The 24,319-nt window shown below is 30.9% G+C and carries 21 protein-coding genes; 15 read left to right on the forward strand and 6 right to left on the reverse strand.

Annotation, left to right across the window (positions count from 1 at the left end; translation table 11 throughout):
* The first annotated feature begins 159 nt into the window (after positions 1–159).
* From M4I33_RS08710 to M4I33_RS08745, 8 genes are all read left to right on the forward strand, one after another.
* Positions 160–684 carry a peptidylprolyl isomerase gene (locus tag M4I33_RS08710; protein WP_257916420.1) on the forward strand — a complete coding sequence of 175 codons (525 nt, stop codon included), beginning with the start codon at positions 160–162 and terminating at the stop codon, positions 682–684.
* A 13-nt stretch (positions 685–697) separates the two neighbouring features.
* Complete coding sequence (locus tag M4I33_RS08715; RefSeq protein ID WP_257916421.1) at positions 698–1,063, forward strand: DUF3783 domain-containing protein; 366 nt, start codon at positions 698–700, stop codon at positions 1,061–1,063.
* A 3-nt stretch (positions 1,064–1,066) separates the two neighbouring features.
* Positions 1,067–1,744 carry a helix-turn-helix transcriptional regulator gene (locus tag M4I33_RS08720; RefSeq protein ID WP_257916422.1) on the forward strand — a complete coding sequence of 226 codons (678 nt, stop codon included), beginning with the start codon at positions 1,067–1,069 and terminating at the stop codon, positions 1,742–1,744.
* Between the two features lie 106 nt (positions 1,745–1,850).
* Positions 1,851–5,315 carry a S8 family peptidase gene (locus tag M4I33_RS08725; protein WP_257916423.1) on the forward strand — a complete coding sequence of 1,155 codons (3,465 nt, stop codon included), beginning with the start codon at positions 1,851–1,853 and terminating at the stop codon, positions 5,313–5,315.
* A 61-nt stretch (positions 5,316–5,376) separates the two neighbouring features.
* A complete protein-coding gene (locus tag M4I33_RS08730) occupies positions 5,377–6,633 on the forward strand; it encodes a peptidoglycan-binding protein (protein ID WP_257916424.1) in 1,257 nt (418 codons plus the stop codon).
* Positions 6,634–6,732: 99 nt separating this feature from the next.
* The gene (locus M4I33_RS08735) at positions 6,733–7,812 is read left to right on the forward strand and encodes a sugar diacid recognition domain-containing protein (protein WP_257916425.1); all 1,080 of its coding nucleotides are present in this window, start codon (positions 6,733–6,735) and stop codon (positions 7,810–7,812) included.
* Between the two features lie 89 nt (positions 7,813–7,901).
* Positions 7,902–9,158, forward strand: coding sequence for a GntP family permease (locus M4I33_RS08740; protein ID WP_257916426.1), 1,257 nt, complete (start codon positions 7,902–7,904; stop codon positions 9,156–9,158).
* Between the two features lie 30 nt (positions 9,159–9,188).
* Positions 9,189–10,310 carry a glycerate kinase gene (locus tag M4I33_RS08745; RefSeq protein ID WP_257916427.1) on the forward strand — a complete coding sequence of 374 codons (1,122 nt, stop codon included), beginning with the start codon at positions 9,189–9,191 and terminating at the stop codon, positions 10,308–10,310.
* 43 nt (positions 10,311–10,353) lie between these two features.
* Here the strand turns inward: M4I33_RS08745 and M4I33_RS08750 are convergent, their stop codons facing one another.
* Positions 10,354–11,412: a transporter gene (locus M4I33_RS08750; RefSeq protein ID WP_257916428.1), complete on the reverse strand. Its 1,059-nt coding sequence runs from the start codon at positions 11,410–11,412 to the stop codon at positions 10,354–10,356.
* A gap of 134 nt (positions 11,413–11,546) precedes the next feature.
* Between M4I33_RS08750 and M4I33_RS08755 the strand changes: the two genes are divergently transcribed.
* The 4 genes from M4I33_RS08755 to M4I33_RS08770 all read left to right on the forward strand — a co-directional run bounded on the left by M4I33_RS08755 (position 11,547) and on the right by M4I33_RS08770 (position 15,010).
* A complete protein-coding gene (locus M4I33_RS08755; RefSeq protein ID WP_257916429.1) occupies positions 11,547–12,641 on the forward strand; it encodes a hypothetical protein in 1,095 nt (364 codons plus the stop codon).
* Positions 12,642–12,713: 72 nt separating this feature from the next.
* The gene (locus tag M4I33_RS08760; protein WP_257916430.1) at positions 12,714–13,640 is read left to right on the forward strand and encodes a TIGR01212 family radical SAM protein; all 927 of its coding nucleotides are present in this window, start codon (positions 12,714–12,716) and stop codon (positions 13,638–13,640) included.
* Between the two features lie 72 nt (positions 13,641–13,712).
* Positions 13,713–14,426: a 2-phosphosulfolactate phosphatase family protein gene (locus tag M4I33_RS08765; RefSeq protein ID WP_257916431.1), complete on the forward strand. Its 714-nt coding sequence runs from the start codon at positions 13,713–13,715 to the stop codon at positions 14,424–14,426.
* A gap of 38 nt (positions 14,427–14,464) precedes the next feature.
* On the forward strand, positions 14,465–15,010 hold the full coding sequence (locus M4I33_RS08770; RefSeq protein WP_257916432.1) for a DUF1643 domain-containing protein: 546 nt from the start codon (positions 14,465–14,467) through the stop codon (positions 15,008–15,010).
* 43 nt (positions 15,011–15,053) lie between these two features.
* Here the strand turns inward: M4I33_RS08770 and rbr are convergent, their stop codons facing one another.
* The 3 genes from rbr to M4I33_RS08785 form a co-directional block, all read right to left on the reverse strand.
* Positions 15,054–15,644 (reverse strand): rubrerythrin, encoded by a 591-nt coding sequence (gene rbr, locus M4I33_RS08775; protein ID WP_257916433.1) that lies wholly within the window; start codon positions 15,642–15,644, stop codon positions 15,054–15,056.
* Between the two features lie 211 nt (positions 15,645–15,855).
* Positions 15,856–17,034, reverse strand: coding sequence for a class I SAM-dependent rRNA methyltransferase (locus M4I33_RS08780; RefSeq protein WP_257916434.1), 1,179 nt, complete (start codon positions 17,032–17,034; stop codon positions 15,856–15,858).
* A gap of 51 nt (positions 17,035–17,085) precedes the next feature.
* Positions 17,086–17,307, reverse strand: coding sequence for a (2Fe-2S)-binding protein (locus M4I33_RS08785; protein WP_257916435.1), 222 nt, complete (start codon positions 17,305–17,307; stop codon positions 17,086–17,088).
* A 165-nt stretch (positions 17,308–17,472) separates the two neighbouring features.
* Here M4I33_RS08785 and M4I33_RS08790 point away from each other — a divergent pair, with 165 nt between their 5' ends.
* The gene (locus tag M4I33_RS08790) at positions 17,473–18,705 is read left to right on the forward strand and encodes an NAD(P)-dependent oxidoreductase (RefSeq protein ID WP_257916436.1); all 1,233 of its coding nucleotides are present in this window, start codon (positions 17,473–17,475) and stop codon (positions 18,703–18,705) included.
* 49 nt (positions 18,706–18,754) lie between these two features.
* Here the strand turns inward: M4I33_RS08790 and M4I33_RS08795 are convergent, their stop codons facing one another.
* The gene (locus M4I33_RS08795) at positions 18,755–18,898 is read right to left on the reverse strand and encodes a hypothetical protein (protein ID WP_257916437.1); all 144 of its coding nucleotides are present in this window, start codon (positions 18,896–18,898) and stop codon (positions 18,755–18,757) included.
* A 165-nt stretch (positions 18,899–19,063) separates the two neighbouring features.
* Complete coding sequence (locus tag M4I33_RS08800) at positions 19,064–19,288, reverse strand: (2Fe-2S)-binding protein (protein WP_374707707.1); 225 nt, start codon at positions 19,286–19,288, stop codon at positions 19,064–19,066.
* 588 nt (positions 19,289–19,876) lie between these two features.
* On the opposite strand from M4I33_RS08800, the gene ileS reads away from it, so the two are divergent.
* Both ileS and M4I33_RS08810 read left to right on the forward strand, forming a co-directional pair.
* Positions 19,877–22,996, forward strand: coding sequence for an isoleucine--tRNA ligase (gene ileS, locus M4I33_RS08805; RefSeq protein ID WP_257916439.1), 3,120 nt, complete (start codon positions 19,877–19,879; stop codon positions 22,994–22,996).
* Between the two features lie 174 nt (positions 22,997–23,170).
* Positions 23,171–24,169, forward strand: a complete 999-nt coding sequence (locus M4I33_RS08810; protein WP_257916440.1) for a LacI family DNA-binding transcriptional regulator — start codon at positions 23,171–23,173, stop codon at positions 24,167–24,169.
* The last annotated feature ends 150 nt before the right edge of the window (positions 24,170–24,319 follow it).

The raw sequence follows: 24,319 nt of genomic DNA on the forward strand, positions 1-24,319 counted from the left end.
TTTATTTTTAATAAAAGGCTTTCTTTATAAATAGAAGTAAATGATATATAATTTCAGTATATATACCTATTATCTTTAAGTTTAAATATAAGTGAATTTATATATATAATTAAGGATAATATTAATAATATAGTTTTAAAACGAGAGGAGATTTTAATTATGAAAAATCCAATAGTAACATTTGAAATGGAAAACGGAGGAGTTATAAAAGCAGAATTATATCCAGAGATAGCTCCAAACACAGTTAAAAATTTTGTAGACCTAGTAGAAAGAGGATTTTATGACGGATTAATCTTCCATAGAGTAATACCAGGATTTATGATCCAAGGTGGATGCCCAGAAGGAACAGGAATGGGTGGCCCTGGATATGGAATAAAAGGTGAATTTAGATCAAATGGATTTAAAAATGATTTAAAACATACTAAAGGTGTTTTATCAATGGCTAGAGCTATGCACCCAGATTCAGCAGGAAGCCAATTCTTTATGATGGTAGCAGATGCTCCACATTTAGATGGACAATACGCAGCTTTTGGAAAAGTTATAGAAGGTCAAAACATTGCAGACGAAGTTGTAAAACAAAAAACTGATATGTACGATAGACCTTATGAAGATCAAGTTATGAAGAAGGTTACAGTTGATTTAGGAGACTACAAACACGAAGAACCTGAAGTAATAGAAGAGTAAAGAGGTACCTGTTATGCAAAGAAATAAATGTATGTTAGTTCACGGTCTTTCAAAAGATGAAATTAATTCTTTAAGACTTTTAGGTAAAGTAAAAGAAATTACTCCTGAAAAAGTTACATTAAAGATAAAGCATATAGCAAATGATGAGTATAAAGAAGAGGACTTAATAATAGAAGAAGTTCCAAACGAAAAAGCAATATTATTTAATGATTTTTCTGATGCTGAAGTTCAAGCTATTATTAAAAAAGTTAGAAATGCTGTAAAAGGTGGAGTGTTAGCTGTTGTAACTCCTCTATCTAATAACTGGTCATTTAAATATTTAATTAATCATCTTATTGAAGAAAGAGAGATGTATCTAAAAGGACAAAAGGGGAGATAAGACTTGAGTAGAGTTGGAAGCAAAATAAAAGAAGCTAGACTTAAAGCGAATATGCCTCAAAAAGTCTTAGCAAAAAAACTAGGTGTTTCTGAAAAATATCTAAACGATGTTGAACTTGGTAGAAAAGTAGTTCAAGAATCTTTTATAACTAGAGCATCTAAAGTTTTAAATACAGATTTAAATGATATCAGTATGGTAGTTACTGATGAGGACTTAATGAATGAAAGAAGAGAATTAGAAAAAAGCAAACCTAAAGTTAAAACTAAAATAGAGAAGGATGCTGTTTGGGAAAATGCATTTTCAAGTGTATTAAAAAATGTTCCCATCTATGATTATTCTTTAAGAAAAGCATTAAGTTATAAAGAACTTCCTATCCATTCAAACAAAGTAGAAGGATATGCTCAAGATAAAGTACTTTATTTAAAAGTGCAAGATGATGAGATGTCTGGATTTAGAATGATAGAAAATGATTTAGTTTTCGGTCATTTAGTAACAGAGATGAATGGAAATGGTTTTTATCTTATAAATTATAAAGGTGAAAATAAAATAAGAGAGCTTAGAAGACTTGATAGTGTTAAGGTTCTAGTTATGAGTAATGGGGGAAGACCTATGACTGAAACTATGAACGTACAAGACATTAAAGTAATAGCAAAGCTTGATAGAGTTGAAATAATACTTTAATAGAAAAAACATCTAAACAAAGGTTTAGGTGTTTTTTTGTTTATCGCAAAATTATGCTTTAAATCATATTATATAAGGTTTAAAAATAAATTTTGGAGAAAATAATATGAAAAATAAATTAGGTGGATTTTTAAATATCTTAAAGGATATAGATAGAAGTCTTGCAGAAAAGATTAATTTATTCCCAAATAAACTGATAAATAAAAGCGAAATTGAAGTTGTTATAATAAGTGGGGATAATGTGGATAAAATAAAAGAAAATGTGGATAACTTAGGGGGAAGGTATGAAGATTTAGGTTATGGATATGGAATAGTTAATATTCCTGTGGATAAACTTAGGGATTTAGAGAGTATTAGAGCTATTCAATATATAGAATTACCTAAAACATTATATACAAGTGATTATGAAAGCAATCGTGCTATTTGTGTACAGCAAGCCCAAAGCACTTTTGATACATCGGGAGAAGGTGTAGCAGTTGGATTTATAGATACAGGAATAGATTATATGCATCCTGCCTTTAGAAACTTAGATGGTACTACTAGAGTAGATTATATTTGGGATTTAAGTTTAGGTGGTAAAGTATTTGATAAAACCAAAATAAACGAAGCTATATCAAAAGATGATAGTAGTATAGTGCCGTCTTTTGATTTGATTGGACATGGAACTCATGTAGCAGGGATAGCTTGTGCTGGTGGAAACATTCCTGTAAATCAGTACGGAGTAGCTTCTAAATCATCAATTATGATGGTAAAAGCAACTAGAGGAAAGTTTACTATAAGTACTCAAATAATGAGAGGTATAAAGTTTTTAATAGATAAATCTAAAGAATTAGATAAACCTTTAGTTATAAACATAAGTTTAAGCACTAATGATGGAGCACATAACGGTTCATCTCTTTTAGAAAAATATATAAGCACAGTTTGCGATTTAGAGAGGGTAACTATAGTTATTGCAGCTGGAAACGAAGGAAGTGCAGCACACCACGTAGGTGGGATTTTGAGGAATTCTCAAAATATAGATATAAATGTAGCTAGTGATGAGAAATCAATAGAATTAGAATTATACCAAGAGGTTTTACCTGATTTAAGCATTCAAATAACTGCACCAACAGGAAAAAAGAGTGATGTTATTATATTAAAAACTGGATTAAATGAAGGGGTAGTAGATGGAAATAGAATTATAGTATATGTATCTGGACCTAAACCTTTTGATTTAGTAGGTGAAATTATAATTAGTATAGTTTCGAAAGGAGAGTACTTAACAGAAGGAACTTGGAAACTAACTTTAAATGTAATAAATGAATATAAAGGAAATTATGATATTTGGCTTCCTATTTCAGAAGGGCTTAATAAAAATACTAAATTCTTAGCTCCAACTATTGAAAATACACTTGGAATACCAGCTACAGTTAGTAATGTAATATCTGTAGGAAGCTATAATAGTATCACAAATAGCATATCACCATTTAGTGGACGAGGAAGTATATTTAGAGGAGTTAAGAAACCAGATATAATAGCACCAGGTGAAAATATAAGTTCAACTATTCCAGATAGAAGTTTTGATTCTAAGACAGGAACTTCTATGGCAGCGCCACATATTACAGGGGTTTCAGCACTTCTTATGGAGTGGGGGATAGTTAAGGGAAATGATAAATTTTTATTTGGTGAAAGGCTAAAGCATTATTTAGTAAAGGGAGCTAAAAGAAATAGAAGAGATGAAATATATCCTAATATAATTTGGGGCTACGGAACAGCTTGTGCTTACGATTCATTTGAACTCTTAAGAGAAGATTTAAACTTGCCACAAAACAGTATGAGATCTGATGAAAGACTTAGAAAAATCATAGAATACGCAGGGGATATAAGTGTAGTTACAGAGAAATATCCTGAAATTAAAATATATGATTTAGATGAAAAAATAGCGGTTTTAGATTATCCAGATAGTTTAGATATAGAAAAAATACAAGCTGAATTTAAAAACAGAATAGTTTATGTTGAAAATTCACCGGTTTATACACTAAACGAAATATCTCCAGTTGAAGCATCTGGGGCGTATCTTTTTAATAATAATCCTTATTTAAATTTAAACGGAAGAGGAGTTTTAGTTGGAATAATAGATACAGGAATAGATTATTTAAGTAGTGAATTTATGAGAGAAGATGATACTACAAGAATAGAATCTATCTGGGATCAAAGCGTAGAAGATCCAAACAACAAAAATTCACAGATGTTTGGGGCTGTTTATAGTAAGGAAGATATAAACGAAGCTATAAAATTAAAATCGTCGGGAGGAGATCCGTATCAAAAGGTAAATTCAAAAGATTTTATAGGGCATGGAACTGCTGTAGCTGGGATAATAGGAGCTAGAGGAATAAACAAAGAAATAGCTGGTGCAGCACCTGATTCTGATTTTATTATAGTAAAACTTAAAGAGGCAAGCAAAAGGTATCAAGAGGATTTTGGATTAGATTCTGTAGGTGAAGGAAGATACGAAAATACAGATATATTACTTGGAATAAGATATATTTTTGAAGAAATAAGAAGGCTAAAAAGACCAGCTATAATATATGTTCCTTTAGGAACTAATATAGGTTCGCATGACGGAAGTGCTATGATTGAAAGATATATAGATGAATTATCTAAAATTAGGGGGCTTGCTATAGTTACTTGTGTAGGAAATGAAGGAGATTCAGCAACTCATACTAAAGGAATTTTAGAAAATACAAGCGATAACAAAACTATAGAACTTAGTGTTGGTAAAGGACAGAGGAATTTAAACTTTGAAATTTGGTTTAGAAAACCAGATAAGGTATCCTTATCTATAATATCTCCATCAGGTGAAATTATAGAAAAAATACCAGCAAAACTAAAGCAAACTGAGGAAGTAAGGTTTATTTTTGAAGGAACTACTATGAATATATCATACTTAATACCTGAGGAAATAACGGGAGATGAAGTAATTAAAATAAAAATAAAAAATTTAAAAGAAGGTATATGGCAATTTAGGTTATTTGGGGATTATATAGTCGATGGAAGATATGATTCTTGGATTCCTCAAAGGAATTTGCTAGACTCCGAAACAAAATTTTTAAATCCAAGTCAATATAACACAATACAAATACCAGCAACAGCTAGAAAAACATTAGTAGCAGCTTATTATAATCAAAACAATAATGCCACTGTAGGTCAATCAGGAAGGGGATATACAAGAGATGGAAGAGTGAAACCTGATATAGCTGCAGGTGGTATAAATGCAAAGGTATTAGCACCTGGTGGAGGGGTAAATGTCTCGTCAGGTTCTTCTATAGGAGGAGCGGTATTTGCAGGATGCGCAGCTCTTTTAATGCAGTGGGGAATAGTTGAAGATAACGACCCTAATATGTATTCAACTAAGCTAAACACATATATGATTAGAGGAGCTAGAATGAGAGAGGGAGATATGTATCCAAACAGAGAGTGGGGATATGGAATGCTTGATATGAAAGGTATATTTGATAATATCAGAGCATCTACTTCAAGAAACAATTCAGAATATAAAGTTGGTAATTTATTTATAAGAAAACCATTATAATCACAAAACTTATGACTAAGCATAAGATGTTTATAAGATAGAAATGTTTAAGGAGTAAAGTATGGCTCAAAAAGGAAGACTTAGAGTTCAGTGTTTTGATGGAGAAAGTTATATACCTATTGAAAATTGCAAAATAACAGTTATACCAGAAGTTACTAGAAAAAATGTTAAGAAAAAATTGATGAGGTCTGTGGAATTAGTTACAGACTCATCAGGCTCTACGATAACTATAGATTTAGATGCACCACCACTTGAGTATTCGCAAAAACCAGATGGAAGCATTCCTTATAGTTTATGTGATATAAAGGTTGAAAGCGAAGGATATAATCCTTTAACAATTGAAGGGTGTCAGATTTATCCTGAAGAGACTGCATATCAAAAATGTAATCTAGAAGCTACTGGAAATAGATCTACAAGAAGCGATATTATAGTTATACCACCAAACAGACAAGTAGGAGACTTTCCAAGTAAAATCCCAGAAGAGGTTGATAAACCACTTCCAGCCCCTTCAAGTGGGGTAGTTTTACCAAAACCTGTTGTACCTGAATATATAATAGTACATGAGGGTGGACCAAATAATACAAGTGGAAAAAATCATAAAGTTTTATATAAAGATTATATAAAAAATGTAGCATCTAGCGAGATATATTCTACTTGGTCTGAAAATACTATAAGGGCAAATGTATTTTGTATAATTTCATTTACATTAAATAGAATATACACAGAGTGGTATAGATCTAAAGGAAAGAATTTTCAAATAACTAATTCTACTGCATACGACCACGCGTTTACATTTGGAAGAAACGTGTATGATAATATTAGTGATATTGTTGATGAAATATTTGCAACATATGTAAGAAGGATAGCAAGAAAGCAACCGCTTTTAACTCAATATTGCGATGGTAAAAATGTAAAATGTCCAGAATGGTTAAGTCAGTGGGGAAGTAAGGACTTAGGAGATCAAGGAAAAACGCCTTTTGAAATTTTAACCTATTATTACGGAAATAATATAGAACTTGTTACTGCAGATAAGGTTACAGGAATACCAGAATCTTATCCGGGATATGATTTAACTATAGGATCAAGAGGAGAGCCTGTAAAAGAAGTTCAAAGGGAATTAAATAGAATAGCTAGAAATTATCCTTTAATTCCAAAGGTTGCAGTTGATGGAATCTTTGGAGAAAAATCAGCAGAGCAAGTTAAGGTTTTTCAAGGTATATTTGGATTAAATAAAACTGGTGTTGTAGATTATAAAACTTGGTATAAAATTTCAGAAATATATGTAGGAGTCACTAAAATAGCAGAATTAAAACAATAAAAAGTAAAGCCTTTGTAGATATTAATCTATAAGGGCTTTACTTTTAAAGATACATACTTAGTATATAATAGATATATTAAGTAAAGGTGGTGTTTAAAAATGCTTAGTAGAAAATTAGCTTCAGATATTTCAAAAAAAATGATGGAGATAATTCCGTATAACGTAAACATAATGGATGAAAAAGGTGTGATAATCGGAAGTGGTGACTCTAGTAGATTAGGTAGAGTTCACGAAGGGGCTTTAGAAACATTAAAAGAAAAAAGAAGCATAGAAATTGAAAAAGAAAATGGGGGAACTAAGCCAGGTGTTAACACACCAATATTTTTTAGAGGAGATGTTATAGGTGTAATCGGAATAACTGGTAAGCCTAGTGAAGTTAGACAATTTTCTAAAATAGTATCTATAACAGCAGAACTTTTAATTAATCAAGAGTATTCATTAAACGAGTATTTAATAGAAAAGAAATTAAAAGAAGAATATATTTATGAATTGCTTTATTCAGATAAAGAATATGACGATGATTTTATACAAAAAGGAAAGATGCTAGATATCGATATATCAAAAGATAGGTTTGCTATAGTTTTAAGGTACGAAAAAGAATCAGAAGAAAAAATAAAAAAAGTATTAGATAAAAAGCTATCTAAGGATGAGTTTTTTATAAATATAGGTTCAGATAGGATAGCATTAATTTCTGTTTGTGATTATAAAGAAGAATATAGAGGTAGAAAAATTTTAAGCTATTTAAAAGATTTTAATATAAAAATTGGTGTTGGAGAAGGTTTAAAGACTATCCATCATTCCTTTATACAAGGAGTAAAAGCTTTAAATATAGGAGAAAAACTTAAAGGTAAAGAAAATATATTTTTCTATAATAAAATAAAACTATTTTATTTTATGGAAGAATTTTTTAGAAAAGATGATAACAAAGAAATAATTAAAAGATTAAAAAGAGAAGATAAAGAACTTTTTTATACTTTTATTACATATTTTGATATGAATGGTGAGAAAAATAATACAGCAAAGAAACTTCATATCCACAGGAATACCCTAAGCTATAGACTATCTAAAATCGAAGAAATAACAGAACTCAGCTTTGAAAATTACATTGATTTGTTTCAGTATCTATCTAGCTATATAGGATATAAATTAGAAGATATTTGTGCAAATGAACAAAAATAAACACTGTAAATCGTTATAAAAACGATGAAAATGTTTACTTAAACAATTACAATAAATAATGCAATTATTAAACGATTGGAGGAATTTAAGTGAATATAACAGTAACAGCTTTAGGAGCTATAGTAGCATTAGTAGTTGCTATAGTATTAATAATAAAAAAGGTTCACCCAGCATATGGCTTAATTTTAGGGGCAGTAGTTGGAGGTTTAGTTGGAGGCGCAGGTCTTGCAGGGACAGTTACATTAATGATGGATGGCGCAAAAGGTATGATTCCAGCGATTCTTAGGATTTTGACAGCTGGTGTTTTAGCAGGTGTTTTAATTGAATCTGGAGCAGCTGCTAAGATAGCAGAAACTATCGTAGAGAAGATAGGTGAATCGAGAGCTTTAGTTGCACTTACTTTAGCAACTACAGTTTTAACTATGGTAGGTGTATTTGTAGACGTTGCAGTAATAACTGTATCACCTATAGCACTTGCTATAGCACAAAGATCAAATTTAACAAAAACAGCAATACTTATAGCTATGGTAGGTGGAGGTAAGGCAGGTAACATAATGTCACCTAACCCAAACACTATAGCAGCTGCAGATAACTTAGGAGTTCCACTAACTTCAGTTATGCTAGCAGGTGTAATACCAGCTATTTTTGGAATTATAGTAACTTGCATTATATCAAAAAGATTAAAAGCTAAGGGTAGCTTAGTTAAAGAAGAAGAAAAAATGAAAGAGATAGAGGATATGCCAAGCTTCTTTGCGTCTATATTAGGTCCTGTTGTAGCGATAGTTTTATTAATGCTTAGACCTATTGCAAATATAGCTATAGACCCTCTTATAGCATTACCTGTAGGTGGAATTATAGGGATAATAGCTATGGGAAAAATAAAGCACTTAAACAGCTATGCTACATTTGGATTAGCAAAGATGTCAGGAGTTGCAATACTTCTTATAGGAACAGGAACATTAGCTGGAATAATAGCAAATTCAGGCTTAAAAGATTTAATAATAGAAGGTGTAAATATGATAGGTCTTCCAAGCTTTGCGCTTGCACCTATTTCAGGAATACTTATGTCAGCTGCAACAGCATCTACTACATCAGGAACAGCAGTTGCAACGTCTGTATTTGGACCGACTATTGTAGGTCTTGGAGTAGCACCGCTTGCAACAGCAGCTATGATTCACGTTGGAGCTACAGTTTTAGACCATTTACCTCACGGAAGCTTCTTCCACGCAACAGGTGGTAGTGTAGCTATGGAAATGAACGAGAGACTTAAACTTATACCATATGAATCATTAGTAGGTTTATCAATGACTATTGTATCTACTATAATATTTGGATTTATTTTATAAGAGACTTTATAGATAGGAGAGTAAGAGATTATGAAATTCGTATTAGCACCAGATTCTTTCAAAGAGAGCATGACTTCAAAAGAAGCTTGTGAAGCTATGGAAAGAGGAATAAAAAAGATATATAAAGATGCAGAATGTATAAAAGTACCTATGGCAGATGGCGGAGAAGGTACTGTATGTGCATTAGTTCAAGCAACAAAGGGAAAAATGTATAAAGCTACTGTAAAAAATCCTTTAGGAGAAGAAATAGAAGCAAACTTTGGAATGCTTGGAGACTCTGAAACTGCAGTTATAGAAATGGCAGAAGCTAGTGGGATAGAGCTAATAGGAAAAGAATTAAGAAATCCTATGATAACAACTACTTATGGAACAGGAGAAATAATTAAAAAAGCCTTAGACCTTGGAGCTAAAAAAATAGTTATAGGAATAGGCGGAAGTGCTACAAATGACGGTGGAGTAGGAATGGTTCAGGCACTTGGAGGAAGTTTTAAAGATAAAGATGGAAACGAAATAGGTTTTGGAGGAGGAGAACTTTCAAAAATCCAAACTATAGATATTTCTAATTTAGATAAAAGGCTTAAGGGTATAGAAATAGAAGTTGCATGCGATGTAAGTAACACCCTATGTGGAGAACTTGGAGCATCTTATATATTTGGTCCTCAAAAGGGAGCAACCTTAGAGATGGTAAAAGAATTAGATTCTAATTTAAACCACTATGCAGATAAGGTCTATGAAACTTTAGGCAAAGATATTAAAAACATCAAAGGTTCAGGGGCAGCTGGAGGACTTGGCGCTGCACTTGTTGGATTTTTAGATGGAAAGCTTAAAAGAGGAATAGAACTTGTTATAAAACATACAGACCTTAGAGAAAAATTAAAGGGAGCTGATTACCTTTTTACAGGAGAAGGTAGTATAGATTCACAAACTATATTTGGTAAAACTCCTATGGGAGTTTCAAAGGAAGCAAAGGATTTAGGAGTAAAATCAATTGCTTTTGGAGGAAGAGTCCTTGAAGGTTCAGAAAACTTATATGAAGTTGGAGTAACTGCGATTTTCGGAATAACTCCTGGAGTTATAACTTTAAAAGAAGCTTTAGAAGATGGAGCTAAAAACTTAGAGAGAACTGTAGAAAATGTAGTTAGATTATTATAATTTATTTAAAAAGGATGTTGAATTTAAAATTCAACATCCTTTTTTACATGATTTTTCTATTCTTAAAATAAAACCATATACATTGGCAAATAAAGACTAAGCTAAGGAGACCAAATATAGGGTATAGAGTAGTTATAAGGTTTCCAAATCCTATTAAGGAAATAGGGAAAGCTACTAACAAAACTAAAAAAATACCCTTTTTAAATGGGACTTTAAAAGTTTGTTCTAATGATTTACCTATTGAATATACATCTGAAACTTCAGTTGAGAACATTTCTAATAGTATAACCATAAGTAAAAGGGCTTGTATAACTGTACTAAATCTGTTTGCTACAAATAAAAGCGGAATTTCAAACTGATATATTTCAGGTTGATTAACCATAAGTAAAAGATTTAGCATCCCACAAAGGACAGCTAAGAGTATTGCACCTAGCGAAACTCCTAAAGTCATAGTTCTAGATTTTTTTATACTTGCACTAAGAGGAACTAAAACTCCAGAACAACAAAGGATATTATAACCACAATAAAGTATAGTAGATACCACTATTCCGTTTTCTTTTTTTGGAACTATACTCATTAGATTTGTTATAGATATTGATTCAGGTGCTTTAAAAATATATAACAAAGTTATAGTAGTTATAGTAACTATAAGAGTTGGTACTATTATAGAGTTAATCTCTATAAGACCATTTGTTTCTCTTAAAAGAAAGAATGCTGAAATTGTAATCATAATTAAAGTTCCGATTACTTTTGGAATATCAAAAAACTGATGAATAAGAGCGCCACTTCCAGCTAGGATTATAGAGGCACTAGATATTAGATAAAAGGTAGTTGTAATACCTGTTATCTTCCCGAAAAAGTTAGGGCTTATCTTGTGAATCATATCACTATAAGACACTAAATTATACTTTATACTTATTTTACAAATAATCCTTCCCATAAACACATAAAATAATCCGCAAAATATTATTCCGATAAAGCTATAAACACCAAATGTCGTAAAAAATTCAGTAATCTCCTTTCCAGAAGCGAGTCCCGCACCAACAATAGTTCCGATAAAGACTGCAGCTATCTGAAAAATCTTTAAAATTTCTCTTTTCAAAAAATATTCCTCCAAATATTAATGCTATATAACAAATATATAGTTACATAATTAGAATTATTCTACTATATTTTGAATAAGTGGATTTTAATAAGGGAAACTATTATAAAAGAACTATTGATAGGTGGGATATTATGAGAAAAAGAAAATTCTTTTTATGTATAGTATTATTATTATTATTTGTTGTAGGTTGCTCTAAAGGAGTAGGAAGCGGAGAAGAAAATATAGATTACTTTAGAGCTGATATTGCTAAAGAAAAGGCTTTAGAGTATATGGGAAGGCTACAAAAAGGAGATTTTGAAGGAGCTAAAGATATATTATCTCCTGAACTTGCTTCAAAATTTGACTTTAAAATCGGAAAGGGGCTTAGCATAGCATCCTTCATACCAGGGATGATAACAGAAACGGGTAATAGTGTTTATATTGAAATATATGTAGCTAAAGTAAATAAAGAAAAACCAAGATGTGATTTAGATAAATATATTTTAAAAGTTTCAAATATCAAAGGAAACGAATATAAAATAGAAGAGATTAATAGTAGCAACGTAAAAGAAATATTTGTAAGAGGTGAAGAACTTAGGATGATTACAGCAGATACAGGAAGTAGTGATGTAATTCTTAGGATGAAGGATTTGCCTGTTGAGATATTCCCAAAAGAAGATGAAGTAGGGATACAAAAAGATAATGTACCTAAAAACAAATTTCAAAATTTAGGAATTAGTTATTCGGGAGGAAGGATAGCTTTCTCTACAACTAACGGTAAAGATTCATTTTTAGGCTTAGCACTAATTGAAGATGCTAACGTAACTATGGGAAAAGTTTATTCAGGGAAAGAAATAGCAGAAGAAGCTCCTATAGATGAAGAATCTTTAAGGAAAGTATTCGAAAAACCATTAGCTCAAAAAATAATAGGGTATGATATTTTAAAAGATATACAAATAAAAGAAATGTTTTTTACAGAAGAGGAAAATGAACTATTAGTTCAATACAGTAAAAAAGGAACGGAATCATTAGGACTTAAAATTTATAAAAACCCAGACGGAACTCCGAGTAAAATAGACTTAGAGAGTATATTCCCATTAGATAAATATAGCGTTAAATTTTTTGATGAAATTAAATCATACATAATCATAAATGTAGATAAAGCAAAGGGAGCAAAAGATATATCTCAAGAGCTTTTAGGACAGTACATTATAGATGTTACTGAAGATACTATAGATAAAATATAATTTACAGAAATAAAACTTAACTTATGATATTATAGGTATAAAGATAACAGATGAAAATATTTGGAGGAATAAATGAAAAAGGAATGGAACGGTAAAAGATATCATAATTTAAATTATTTCCTTAGAGAAAAATTTAAAGAAAAAGTATTTAAAATCTCTTTAGATGGAGGGTTTACTTGCCCGAATAGAGATGGCTCTAAGGCTACTGGAGGCTGCCTTTTCTGTAGTGAAAGTGGATCTGGAGATTATGCTGGAAATAAGCTTTTATCAATAAGCGATCAATTTGATAACGTTAAAGAAATGATGAGTAAAAAATGGAAAAGTGGAAAATACATAGCGTATTTTCAAGCTTACACTAACACTTACGCTCCAGTAGAAGAACTTAAAAGAAAATACAAAGAAGCTATAAGTAAAGAGGGAGTAGTAGCACTTGCTATAGCTACTAGACCTGATTGTTTAGATGATGATGTCTTAGATTTAATAGAAGAAATAAGTAAAGATTTATATGTTTGGGTAGAACTTGGACTTCAAACAGTTTCTGATGAAACTGCAAGAAAAATAAATAGAGCATATAAATTAGAAGTATACGAAGATGATATAAAAAGATTAAAAGAAAGAAACATAGATTTTGTTACTCATTGTATATTTGGATTACCAGGAGAGACAAAAGAAGATATGATAAAAACTATAGACTACGTAGCACATACTGGTTCTAAAGGAGTTAAGTTCCACTTACTTCATCTTATGGAAAACACAGCTATGGTTAAACTTTATGAAAGAGGCGAATTAGAATTCTTAAGTCAAGAAGACTATATAGATTTACTTTGTGAAGCTGTTATGAGAATACCTCAAGATATGGTAGTTCACAGACTTACAGGAGATGCACCTAGAGAACTTTTAATAGGACCTATGTGGAGCCTTAAAAAATGGGAAGTTTTAAATGCTATAGATAAAGCATTTGAAGATAATGATGTTTATCAAGGTAAAAAATTTAAATAAAAATTTTAAGGGTTATCGCTAAAGTTTGTTGTGATAACCCTATATTAATTTAAAATAAAGGCGGGATTAATTATGAAAGTAGATGTTATTGTTTCACCAGAACATATAAATAAAGATTATATAAAAGATAAGGTGGTAGTTGTGATAGATATGCTTCGTGCAACAACTGTTATGACTACTGCCTTTATGAATGGATGCAAGGAAGTTATACCTTGCCTTACAGTAGAAGATGCTTTAAAAGAAGCAAGTAAATTAAAAAGAGAAGAGTATATTTTAGGTGGGGAGAGAAAAGCACTGAAAATAGAAGGCTTTGATTTAAGTAACTCACCCTTAGAATACACAGAAGAAGTAGTAAAGAATAAAACAGTTATAATGTCTACTACTAACGGGACTAGAACTTTAACAGACTGCAAGGATGCTAAAAGAGTATTTGTTGCATCTATGCTTAACGGACAAGCTGTTGCAAAAAAATTAGTAGAAATAAATGAAGATGCAGTTATAGTAAATGCAGGAACAAATGGTAATTTCACTATGGATGATTTTATTTGCGGAGGCTATATAATTGATGAAATGTTAAAGCTTACAGGAAAAATTGATTTAACTGATGTAGCTAAAACTAGTAAGTATATATATGAAAATAATAAGGATATAATAAGCTTTATAAGTGGTGCTAGGCATTATGGAGTGATGAAGGAATTAAATCTTTTAGAAGATGTTTCTTATGCTATTAAAAAAAGTGTTACAAATATTGTACCAGAATACAAAGAAGGACATATTATAAACTAAATTAGATAATTAACAATAATAATCAAGGGGTATATTGTATGGTTAAATGCATGTATACAAAGACTATAAAATGTAGGTGTATAGATGTTTTTGAGGATGAGAAGTATGAAAGACAATATATGATTAATATGAAGGTAAACGATTCTGGAAAAGTAATATTAATAATTACAAATCATCCTAGAAGAGTGAATGAGAGCTTTTGTAATAAAATTATAAAAAGGGTTTTAAAATATTTATCTTTAAAAATAAATAAAAAAGATATAAAAGAGATAAATATAGTAAACATACTTTCAAATTACGATATAACAAACAAAAATTTATCTGATGAAGAAAATAATAAATATATTTTAAAAGCTATTAAAGACGCTGATATTATTATAGGGGCTTGGGGAAAACCTTTAAGAAAAGAAGCTTTAGAGTTTGTAGATACTATAAAAAGTATATTTAAATCTATAAGAAATGAGATGCTTTTAAGTTCTAAAAGAAAAGTATTTTTAAAAGTTGGAGATTCAAGCAACTTTGGTTACCCAAAGCACGTGCTTGCTTGGAAGTATGATGATGAATTAAAAAATTATTTTAACTAAAAAAGACCACTGCAAATATGCAGGGGTCTTTTTAGGATAGTTTTTAATAAGTTTCTTTCCATACTTCGAAGTATGCTTGAGGGTGTAAGCAAGCTGGACATCTAACTGGAGCTTCAGCACCTTCAAATATAAATCCACAATTATCACATTTCCATAAAGTGAATTTATCTTCTTTTTTAAATACAGTTCCGTCTTCTATATTTTTAGCTAATGCTCTGTATCTTTTTTCGTGTGCTTTTTCTGCAAGAGTAATCATTTTAAATGCAGATGCTATTTCAGGGAAACCTTCTTCTTCAGCAACTTTTGCAAATGTAGGATAAAGGTTTGAATTTTCATCGTGTTCACCTTCAGCTGCGAAGATTAAGTTAGTTTTTGTATCACAAGGTAATTCTACTGGGTAAGCAGCATTTATTTCTATTGATTCCCCATTAAAATCATCTTTTAAGAATTTGTAGAATCTTTTAGCATGTTCTTTTTCATTTTCAGCAGTTTCCATAAAGATGTTTGAGATTTGTACAAATCCTTCTTTTTTAGCTACGCTTGAGAAATATGTATATCTTGTTCTAGCTTGACATTCTCCTGCGAATGATTTCATTAAATTTTCAGCTGTTTTTGTTCCTTTTAAACTTTTCATTTTAACTCCTCCTAATTAAAAAATAATCATTAATTACAAACCTGAATAAAATTATTAATTAATAATTATTTTCCGTTAACTTATGACTTTATTATAGTCCTAGAGTAGAGTGAAATCAATGTATAAAATGTAAATAAAAAGAAAATAAAACAATAAAAAAAGCCCATTAAATCCCAAAAAAGATATCTAGGATTTAATGGGTTTATTAAAGTTAAATTACTTGGAAAACAAAGAATTTTAAGTAGTATGATTCATCAGAGTTCCAAAGGATTGGGTGGTCTGATGATTGAGTTCTAAATTCTATTTGTCTTAAAGTTCTGTGTGCATCGTGCGCTGCATCGGCTATAGTTTTTCTAAGTAAATCTTCTGCCATATAGTGTGAGCAAGAGCAAGTTACAAAGTAACCGCCTTCTTTAACCATTTTAAGACCTCTAAGATTAATTTCTTTGTAGCCTCTAGTTGCGCCTCTTACAGTATCTCTTGATTTAGTAAAAGCAGGAGGGTCTAATATAACAACATCGAACTTTTTACCATCTCTTGACCATTCAGAAAGTACATCAAAAGCGTTATGACATTCAAACTTAACAGTATCTTGTAAGTTGTTAAGATTTGAATTTCTAGTAGCGCAATCAACAGCATGCTGTGAAACGTCTATTCCTAGAACTGATTTAGCTCCAGCTATACCAGCATTTAAAGCAAATGAGCCTGTGTGAGTAAAGCAGTCTAAAACGTCTTTATCTTTACATATTCTGTGGATTGCAGCTCTATTTTCTTTTTGGTCTAGGAAGAATCCAGTTTTTTGTCCGTTTGCTAAATCAACTATGTATTTAACGCCGTTTTCTGTTATTTCTATATCTGTATCAAATTCTTCTGTTAAGAATCCTTTTCTTTGCTCTAAACCTTCGATTTCTCTAGTTTTTAGATCACTTCTTTCGTAGACTCCTTTAGCGCCGTATTCATCTACTAATAGTTTAACTATAATGTCTCTGTATTTATCCATACCTAAAGTAGAAATTTGAATTACGTAGTAATCTTCAAATTTATCTACAGTTAAACCAGGAAGGAAATCAGCTTCACCGAAGATAAATCTACAAGAAGAAGTATCTATTACAGTTTTTCTGTAATCCCAAGCGGCTTTAAATCTCTTTTTGAAGAAATCGTAGTCTATTTCTTCTTCTATATCTCTAGTCATTATTCTGATTGCAATTTTACTTGCATCATTTATATATCCTTTACCTACGAAGTAATGTTTATGATTATAAATCTCTACGATATCTCCGTTTTCGTATTCACCATCATATTCTTTAATTTCATCTGTATAGATCCAAGGTCTGCCTTGTTCAGCTTTCGCTTTTTTGCTTAATTTATGTAAATAGAATTTACTAGCCATTTAATTAGCTCCCTTCATATATAAGTCTTTTAAGATTATAACATAAGATTCTTATTTTAAATTTTCTATTTCTTCACTTAAAATCAGGTCTATAACTTTAAGTAGTTTAAAAGTACAAGCTGCACCACTACAGATACCAGTTCCAGCACCGGTTGAAAGTTTTATATCATTTAAAGTTTTTGAACCCTTTTTTATAGAATTTCTGATTTGCGCTTTTGAAATACCTTTGCAAGTGCAAATAATTATTTTATCTTCTGAAATATTATTATTCATTATTGTCTCCTAAAAAATAAAAGTTAACTATATTTAAGCATTAAAAAAGCTTTAAAGCAATTTATCTAAAATGTATTAATTAAATAATATGTCTTGTATTTTATTTAGATAGGTTATATATTATAAAAAAGGTTTTTACGAATGAGTAGTATTAGGAGGAATAAAATGTCAATATTTTTAAAAGAGGAAGCAAATAGATGTCTTTTATGCAAAAAGCCAAGATGCAAGGAATTTTGCCCTATAAGTACAAATATTCCTGAGATAATTGAGCTTTATAGAGAAAATAAAATAGATGAAGCTGGGAAGATTTTATTTGAAAATAATCCTTTATCAGCAGTATGTGCTATAGTTTGTCCTCACGAAGATCAATGTGCAGGTAATTGTATAAGAGGAATAAAAGGCGAGCCAATACATTTTTATGAGATAGAAGAAGAGATTTCTTTAAAATATTTAAGAAGTGCTAAATTCAACAAACCAGAAGCAAATAGAGATAGAATAGCTATAATCGGTGGAGGACCAGCTGGAATAACTATAGCGTTTGTATTAGCTAAGAGAGGGTTTAAAGTAACTATATTTGAAGCTCACGATAAAATAGGAGGGGTATTAAGATACGGTATCCCAGAATATAGACTACCAAATACTATAGTTGATGATATTTCTAAACAATTAAAATCATTAGGTGTAAAAATAAGACCAAATACAATGATAGGACCAGTTATAACTTTAGATAGATTATTTGAAGATGGTTATAAATCAGTATTTATTGGAACTGGGGTTTGGAATGCTAAAAAGTTAAACATAAAAGGTGAGACTTTAGGTAATGTTCATTATGCAATAGATTATTTAAAAGCACCAGAAGTATATGATTTAGGCGCTACGGTTTGCGTTGTAGGAGCTGGTAATGTTGCTATGGATGCAGCTAGAACTGCAAAGAGAAATGGTGCAAAAAAAGTTTATGTAGTATATAGAAAAGGCTTCGAGCAAATGACAGCAACTAAAAAAGAAATAGAAGAAGCTAAAGAAGACGGAGTAGAATTTATGTTATTTAAAGCTCCACTTGAGTTATTAGAGGACGGAATAAGAGCTGTAAAAACAGAAAACGAAGAAGTAGACGGAAGAATAGTTACAAAGACTATAGACGGAAGCGAAGAAATCATTAAATGTGATTCTACAATAATAGCTATAAGTCAAGAACCTAGATCAGTTATAGTTTCAAGTACGAAACAATTAGAAACTAATAAATGGGGACTTGTGATAACAGACGAAGAAGGGCGTACAACAAGAGAAGGTGTATTTGCATCTGGAGATGTCGTTACAGGAGCGAAAACAGTAGTTCAAGCTGCAGCCCACGCTAAAGTAGTTGCAGATGCTATAGAAAAGTTTTGCGAAGAAAACTAATTAAAAAAGGGTAAAAATGCTACGCCTTAAATATAGGCGTAGCATTTTTTTACTTAATAGGGTTTTTATTTGTTGTAGTCCATTGATTATCCCCTGCAGTTTTCTTCTTTCTATGCTCTGCGCCAGTTATATTAGGGTCAGTTGGCGTAGAAACCCATTGATTATTACAAGCTGATTTCTTTTCACCTGTCATTAAAAGCACCTCCTTTAAATTTTATAAATTTAGTTTTTGTAAAATCATTTATAAAATTCTAGGAAAAAAATGCAAAGAAAAAAAGATGTGAGGGGGTAACATCACATCTTTTTTTAAACAGTGGTCAATTTTATAAGTTATTTTAAATTCTAATAATGTTTAGAATTAGAACTCGCCATTTTCATGATCTTCTATTAATTTTTCAATTTTCTTTTTGCATCTGAATCCATGACAGCACCCTGTAGCAGCACCAGTTTCTTCTTTTACTTTATCTAAAGTATTAGCTCCGTTTTTGATAGCTAATTTTATTTTGTCTCTAGTTATTGCTTTACAAATACACACTTTAGTCATTTTATCCATAACTTCTGCATTAACATCTTTATTTTCCAAAGTTTTGTCCTCCTACTTTTAAAAATTAAAAACCGTAGTACGTTATTATATATATTTTTGTTTAGTTATTTTTTGAAATTGATTGTTATGAGATTAGTTTATCACCGAGATAATTAAAAGTCAATACTAAACGATAATAATTATTAATTGTTATTTTATTTTAAGAATTCAGGTATAATTGACTTTTTAAAAGGCATAATATATAATGGTTTTTAATAAAGACTATGATTAGGAAAAGTAATTAATAAAATTGTTTTATAGAGAGCAACTGTTTGGTGTAAAGTTGTAACAAATATTAGTGAAAATCACCTATGAGTTGGTGACTGAAAGGAAATTTCTTATTAAGTTTACCCGTAATCTTGCGTTAAAAGATAGAGTATTATATTGTACTTGAATTTAAAATTAGAATTTATATAGAGAGAAAACTATTATAATAGTTCTAATTATTATACCAATAGGTGGTATAGAAAGTTGTTACTTCGTCCTATAAGTTTAGGGGGAGGTTTTTTTATTTTATAAGGAAAGTAAGACTTAACATTTTATATAGAGTTTTATTAATTTTAAGCAATCAGGAAAGGAGTTTTTTACATGTACAAAAAAGTTGAACTTACAAATGGATTTGTAGGGATGGAAAAGCAAATCTCAGATATGTGGGATGCTAGAAATGTAATAAAAAAGAACTTTGATTTAAATCAAGGTGGAGAATACTTCACATTCTACGATGGACCGCCAACAGCAAATGGTAAACCACACGTAGGACATATCTTAACAAGGGTTATGAAAGATATAATCCCAAGATATAAAGTAATGAAGGGTTACCAAGTTATTAGAAAAGCTGGATGGGATACACACGGTCTTCCAGTTGAACTTGAAATAGAAAAGAAACTTGGAATTTCAGGTAAAGAACAAATAGAAGAGTACGGTGTTGATAAATTCGTACAAGAATGTAAAGATAGCGTATTCACATATGTTAGCATGTGGGAAAAAATGACTAAGCAAATAGGTTACTGGGTAGATATGGAAAACCCTTACGTAACATACCACAATCCATACATAGAATCAGTATGGTGGGCGTTAAAACAAATGTGGGATAAAGAACTTTTATACAAAGGTCACAAAGTTATGCCATACTGCCCTAGATGTGGAACTGGTCTTTCATCACACGAAGTATCACAAGGATACAAAGATGTAAAAGATTTAACAGCTGTAGCTAAGTTTAAAGTAGAAGGAGAAGATAACAAGTTTATATTAGCTTGGACTACAACTCCTTGGACATTACCTTCAAACGTAGCATTATGTTTAAATAAATCTTACACTTATATAGAAGCTAAAGTAGGGGATGAAACTTATATTTTAGCTAAAGATTTAGCTCCAAAAGTTCTAGGAACAGAAGGAGAAGATTTTGAAATAGTTAAAGAGTTTAAAGGTGAAGAATTACTAGGAATGAAGTATGAGCAATTACTACCATTCCACAAACCAGAAGGAAGAGCATTTGAAATTATCCACGGTGATTTCGTAACACTTTCAGATGGTACTGGTATAGTTCATATCGCACCAGCATACGGTGAAGATGATAGCCTTGTAGCTAAGAAAAACAATATGGCATTTATGAACTTAGTTGATGCAGCTGGATGCTTCGTAGATGAAGTAACTCCTTGGGCTGGTAAAAACGTTAAAAAATGCGATCAACAAATTTGTGATTACTTAAAAGAAGAAAACAAATTATTTAAAGCAGAAAAGCACACTCACTCATACCCACACTGCTGGAGATGTGATACACCACTTCTTTACTACCCTAAAGATAGTTGGTTTGTAGCTATGACTACTTTAAGAGATAAGTTACTTCAAAACAACGATAAAATTAACTGGTTACCTGACAACATAAGAACAGGTAGATTCGGTAAATTCTTAGAAAATGTTATAGACTGGGGTATCTCAAGAGACAGATACTGGGGAACTCCACTTCCAATATGGGAATGTGAATGCGGACACAGAGAATGTATAGGAAGCATCGCTGAATTAAAAGATAAAGGAATCGATGTTCCAGATGATATAGAACTTCACAAACCATTTATAGATAAAATAAATTTAACTTGTGAAAAATGTGGAAAGCATATGACTAGAACTCACGAAGTTATAGACTGTTGGTTCGATTCAGGATCAATGCCATTTGCACAACATCACTACCCATTCGAAAACAAAGAGTTATTCGATCAAAACTATCCAGCTCAATTTATTTCAGAAGCTGTTGACCAAACTAGAGGATGGTTCTACACATTACTTGCAATTTCAACTGCAATATTTGATAGAAACCCATTTGAAAACTGTATAGTTTTAGGTCACGTTCTAGATAAAAAAGGCTTAAAGATGAGTAAATCAAAAGGAAACGTAGTAGATCCGTTTGAAGTATTAAACTCACAAGGTGCAGACGCTACTAGATGGCATTTCTACACTGCAAGTGCTCCTTGGCTTCCTACAAGATTCTCAATAGATGATGTTGGAGAAGCAGGAAGAAAGTTCTTAAGCACATTATGGAATGTATATTCATTCTACGTTTTATATGCTGATTTAGATAAATTTAATCCTAATAAGTATGCTGATTTCGTATCAGAAAACGTAATGGATAAATGGATTTTATCAAAATTAAACTCACTAATTAAGAGAGTTGAAAAAGGATTAGATTCATATGACATAACAGGTTCAGCTCTTGCAATTGAAGAGTTTACTGATGAATTATCAAACTGGTATGTAAGAAGAAATAGATCAAGATTCTGGTCATCAGAGTTAACTGATGATAAAATTGGAGCTTACGTAACATTAAATAAAGTATTAATTACTTTAGCAAAAGTTGCATCTCCATTTGTACCATTTATAACAGAAGAGATATATCAAAACTTAGTAGTTAGTTTAGATTCTAACGCTACAGAAAGTATTCACTTATGTAAATGGCCAGAGCCAAACAACGAAGCTATAGATAAAGAGCTAGAAAAAGAAATGGATTTAGCTTACACAATAGTTAAACTTGGAAGAAGTGCTAGAAACGGTGCTAATGTTAAAAACAGACAGCCACTTTCAAAAATTCTAGTATCAACTGCATCAATTCCAAATTACTATGGTGATATCATAGCAAACGAATTAAACATCAAAGATATTGAGTTTGGAGCTGATCTTTCTAAATACGTTAACTTTGAAATAAAGCCTAACCTACCAGTACTAGGAAAAGCTTATGGTAAGTTAATACCAGGAATAAGAAAAGAAATCGCATCTAGAAACCAAATGGAATTAGCACAAAAGATCCAAAACGGTGGAACAGAAGTGATAAATGTTTCAGGAACTGAAATTACTTTAGATTCAGATAGCATTCTTGTAACTATGCAAGGTCTTGAAGGTTTTGCATTTGCAGGTGAAGGAGAAACAGGAGTAGTTCTTGATACTCATATTACAGATGAATTAAGAGAAGAAGGTCACGTAAGAGAAACAATTTCAAAAATTCAAAATATGAGAAAAGAAAAAGGCTTTGAAGTTGCAGATAACATCAACCTTTATGTAGCTGGAAATGAAATGCTTGAAGAAGTAATTAAAAAATTCCAAGATACAATTAAGAAAGAAACTTTAACTAAGGAAATCATATTTAATGGTGAGTTTGACTACACAGAAGTAACTATAAACGGTGAAAAATTAAATATGACTGTAGAAGTTTTAAAATAGTATGTTATATAAAGGCTAGGACTCATTTCTTTGGGAACTAGCCTTTTTTCATAAAATTATGATAAAATCGCAAAAATTGAGGAAAACTACAATTAAAGAAGGGATTTTATTGTATTAGGTAGAATATATTAGTATAATAAAGTATCAAAATATTGATTAGGAGTGATAAAAGATATGGCTACTTCTATTAAAGACGTTGCAAAAGAAGCTGGAGTATCAATTGCTACTGTTTCTAGAGTACTAAATGATATAGATGTTGTAAACGAGGACACAAAAAAGAAGGTTCTTGATGCAATCAAAAAACTAGGGTACAGACCTAACATAGTTGCTAGAAGTTTAAAAACTCAAAGGACAAAAACAATTGGAATACTTATTCCAGACATATCAAGCCAGTTCTATCCTGAGATAGTTAGAGGCGCAGAAGACGTTTCTAACATATATGATTACAATATAATCTTAGGAAACTCAGACTTTGATATAGAAAAAGAAAAAGAGTACCTAAGAGTTATGAAAGAAAAGATGGTTGACGGAGTTATCTATATGAGTAGTTCTCTACAAGATGAAATCTTAGATTTAATAAACGAATTAGACTTAAGAACTATCCTTGTAGAAACAAAAGATAAAGAAGGAAAACTACCTAGCGTAACTATAGACAATATTGCAGCAGCAGTAGACGGAACAAACTATATGATTAACAAAGGTTTCAAAAATATAGCTTTTGTTGGTGTGGAAAGAGATGCTGTAAATGCTTGGGGAGACAGATTTAAAGGATACCAAAAAGCTATGGAAGAAGCTAATTTAACAGTTTCTGAAGAGTTAGTATACACTTCAGATTTAAGAGTTAAAAGTGGCTACAAAGCAGCAGAGCAATTCATAAAATCAGGTAAGAAGTTTGATTCAGTAGTTTGTGCTACAGATGAACTTGCAATGGGTGTAATTAACGGATTAAGAGATAATGGAATTAAAGTTCCAGAAGATGTAAGCGTTATGGGATTCAATAATAACGTTTTAAGTGAGATATTCTATCCAAAACTATCTACAATATCACAACCAAGTTATGATATGGGATCAGTTGCGATGAGAATGCTTATAAAAATATTAAATAAAAAAGAGTTAGATCAAGCACATTTCGTATTACCACACGGAGTAATTGAAAGAGATAGTGTAAAATAACCTTAAAACAAATCCTAAACTTTTGTTTAGGATTTATTTTTTTGCCCTTATGGTAAAATTTACTTGAAAGATTTTGAATATTTTTGAATGAAAACGATTGATTTTTGTTATGAAATAGATTACAATAAACTTGTAAAAGATTTCAGGAGG

It is taken from the genome of Clostridium sp. LY3-2 (genome assembly GCF_024705715.1).
Taxonomy (GTDB): Bacteria; Bacillota; Clostridia; order Clostridiales; family Clostridiaceae; genus Clostridium.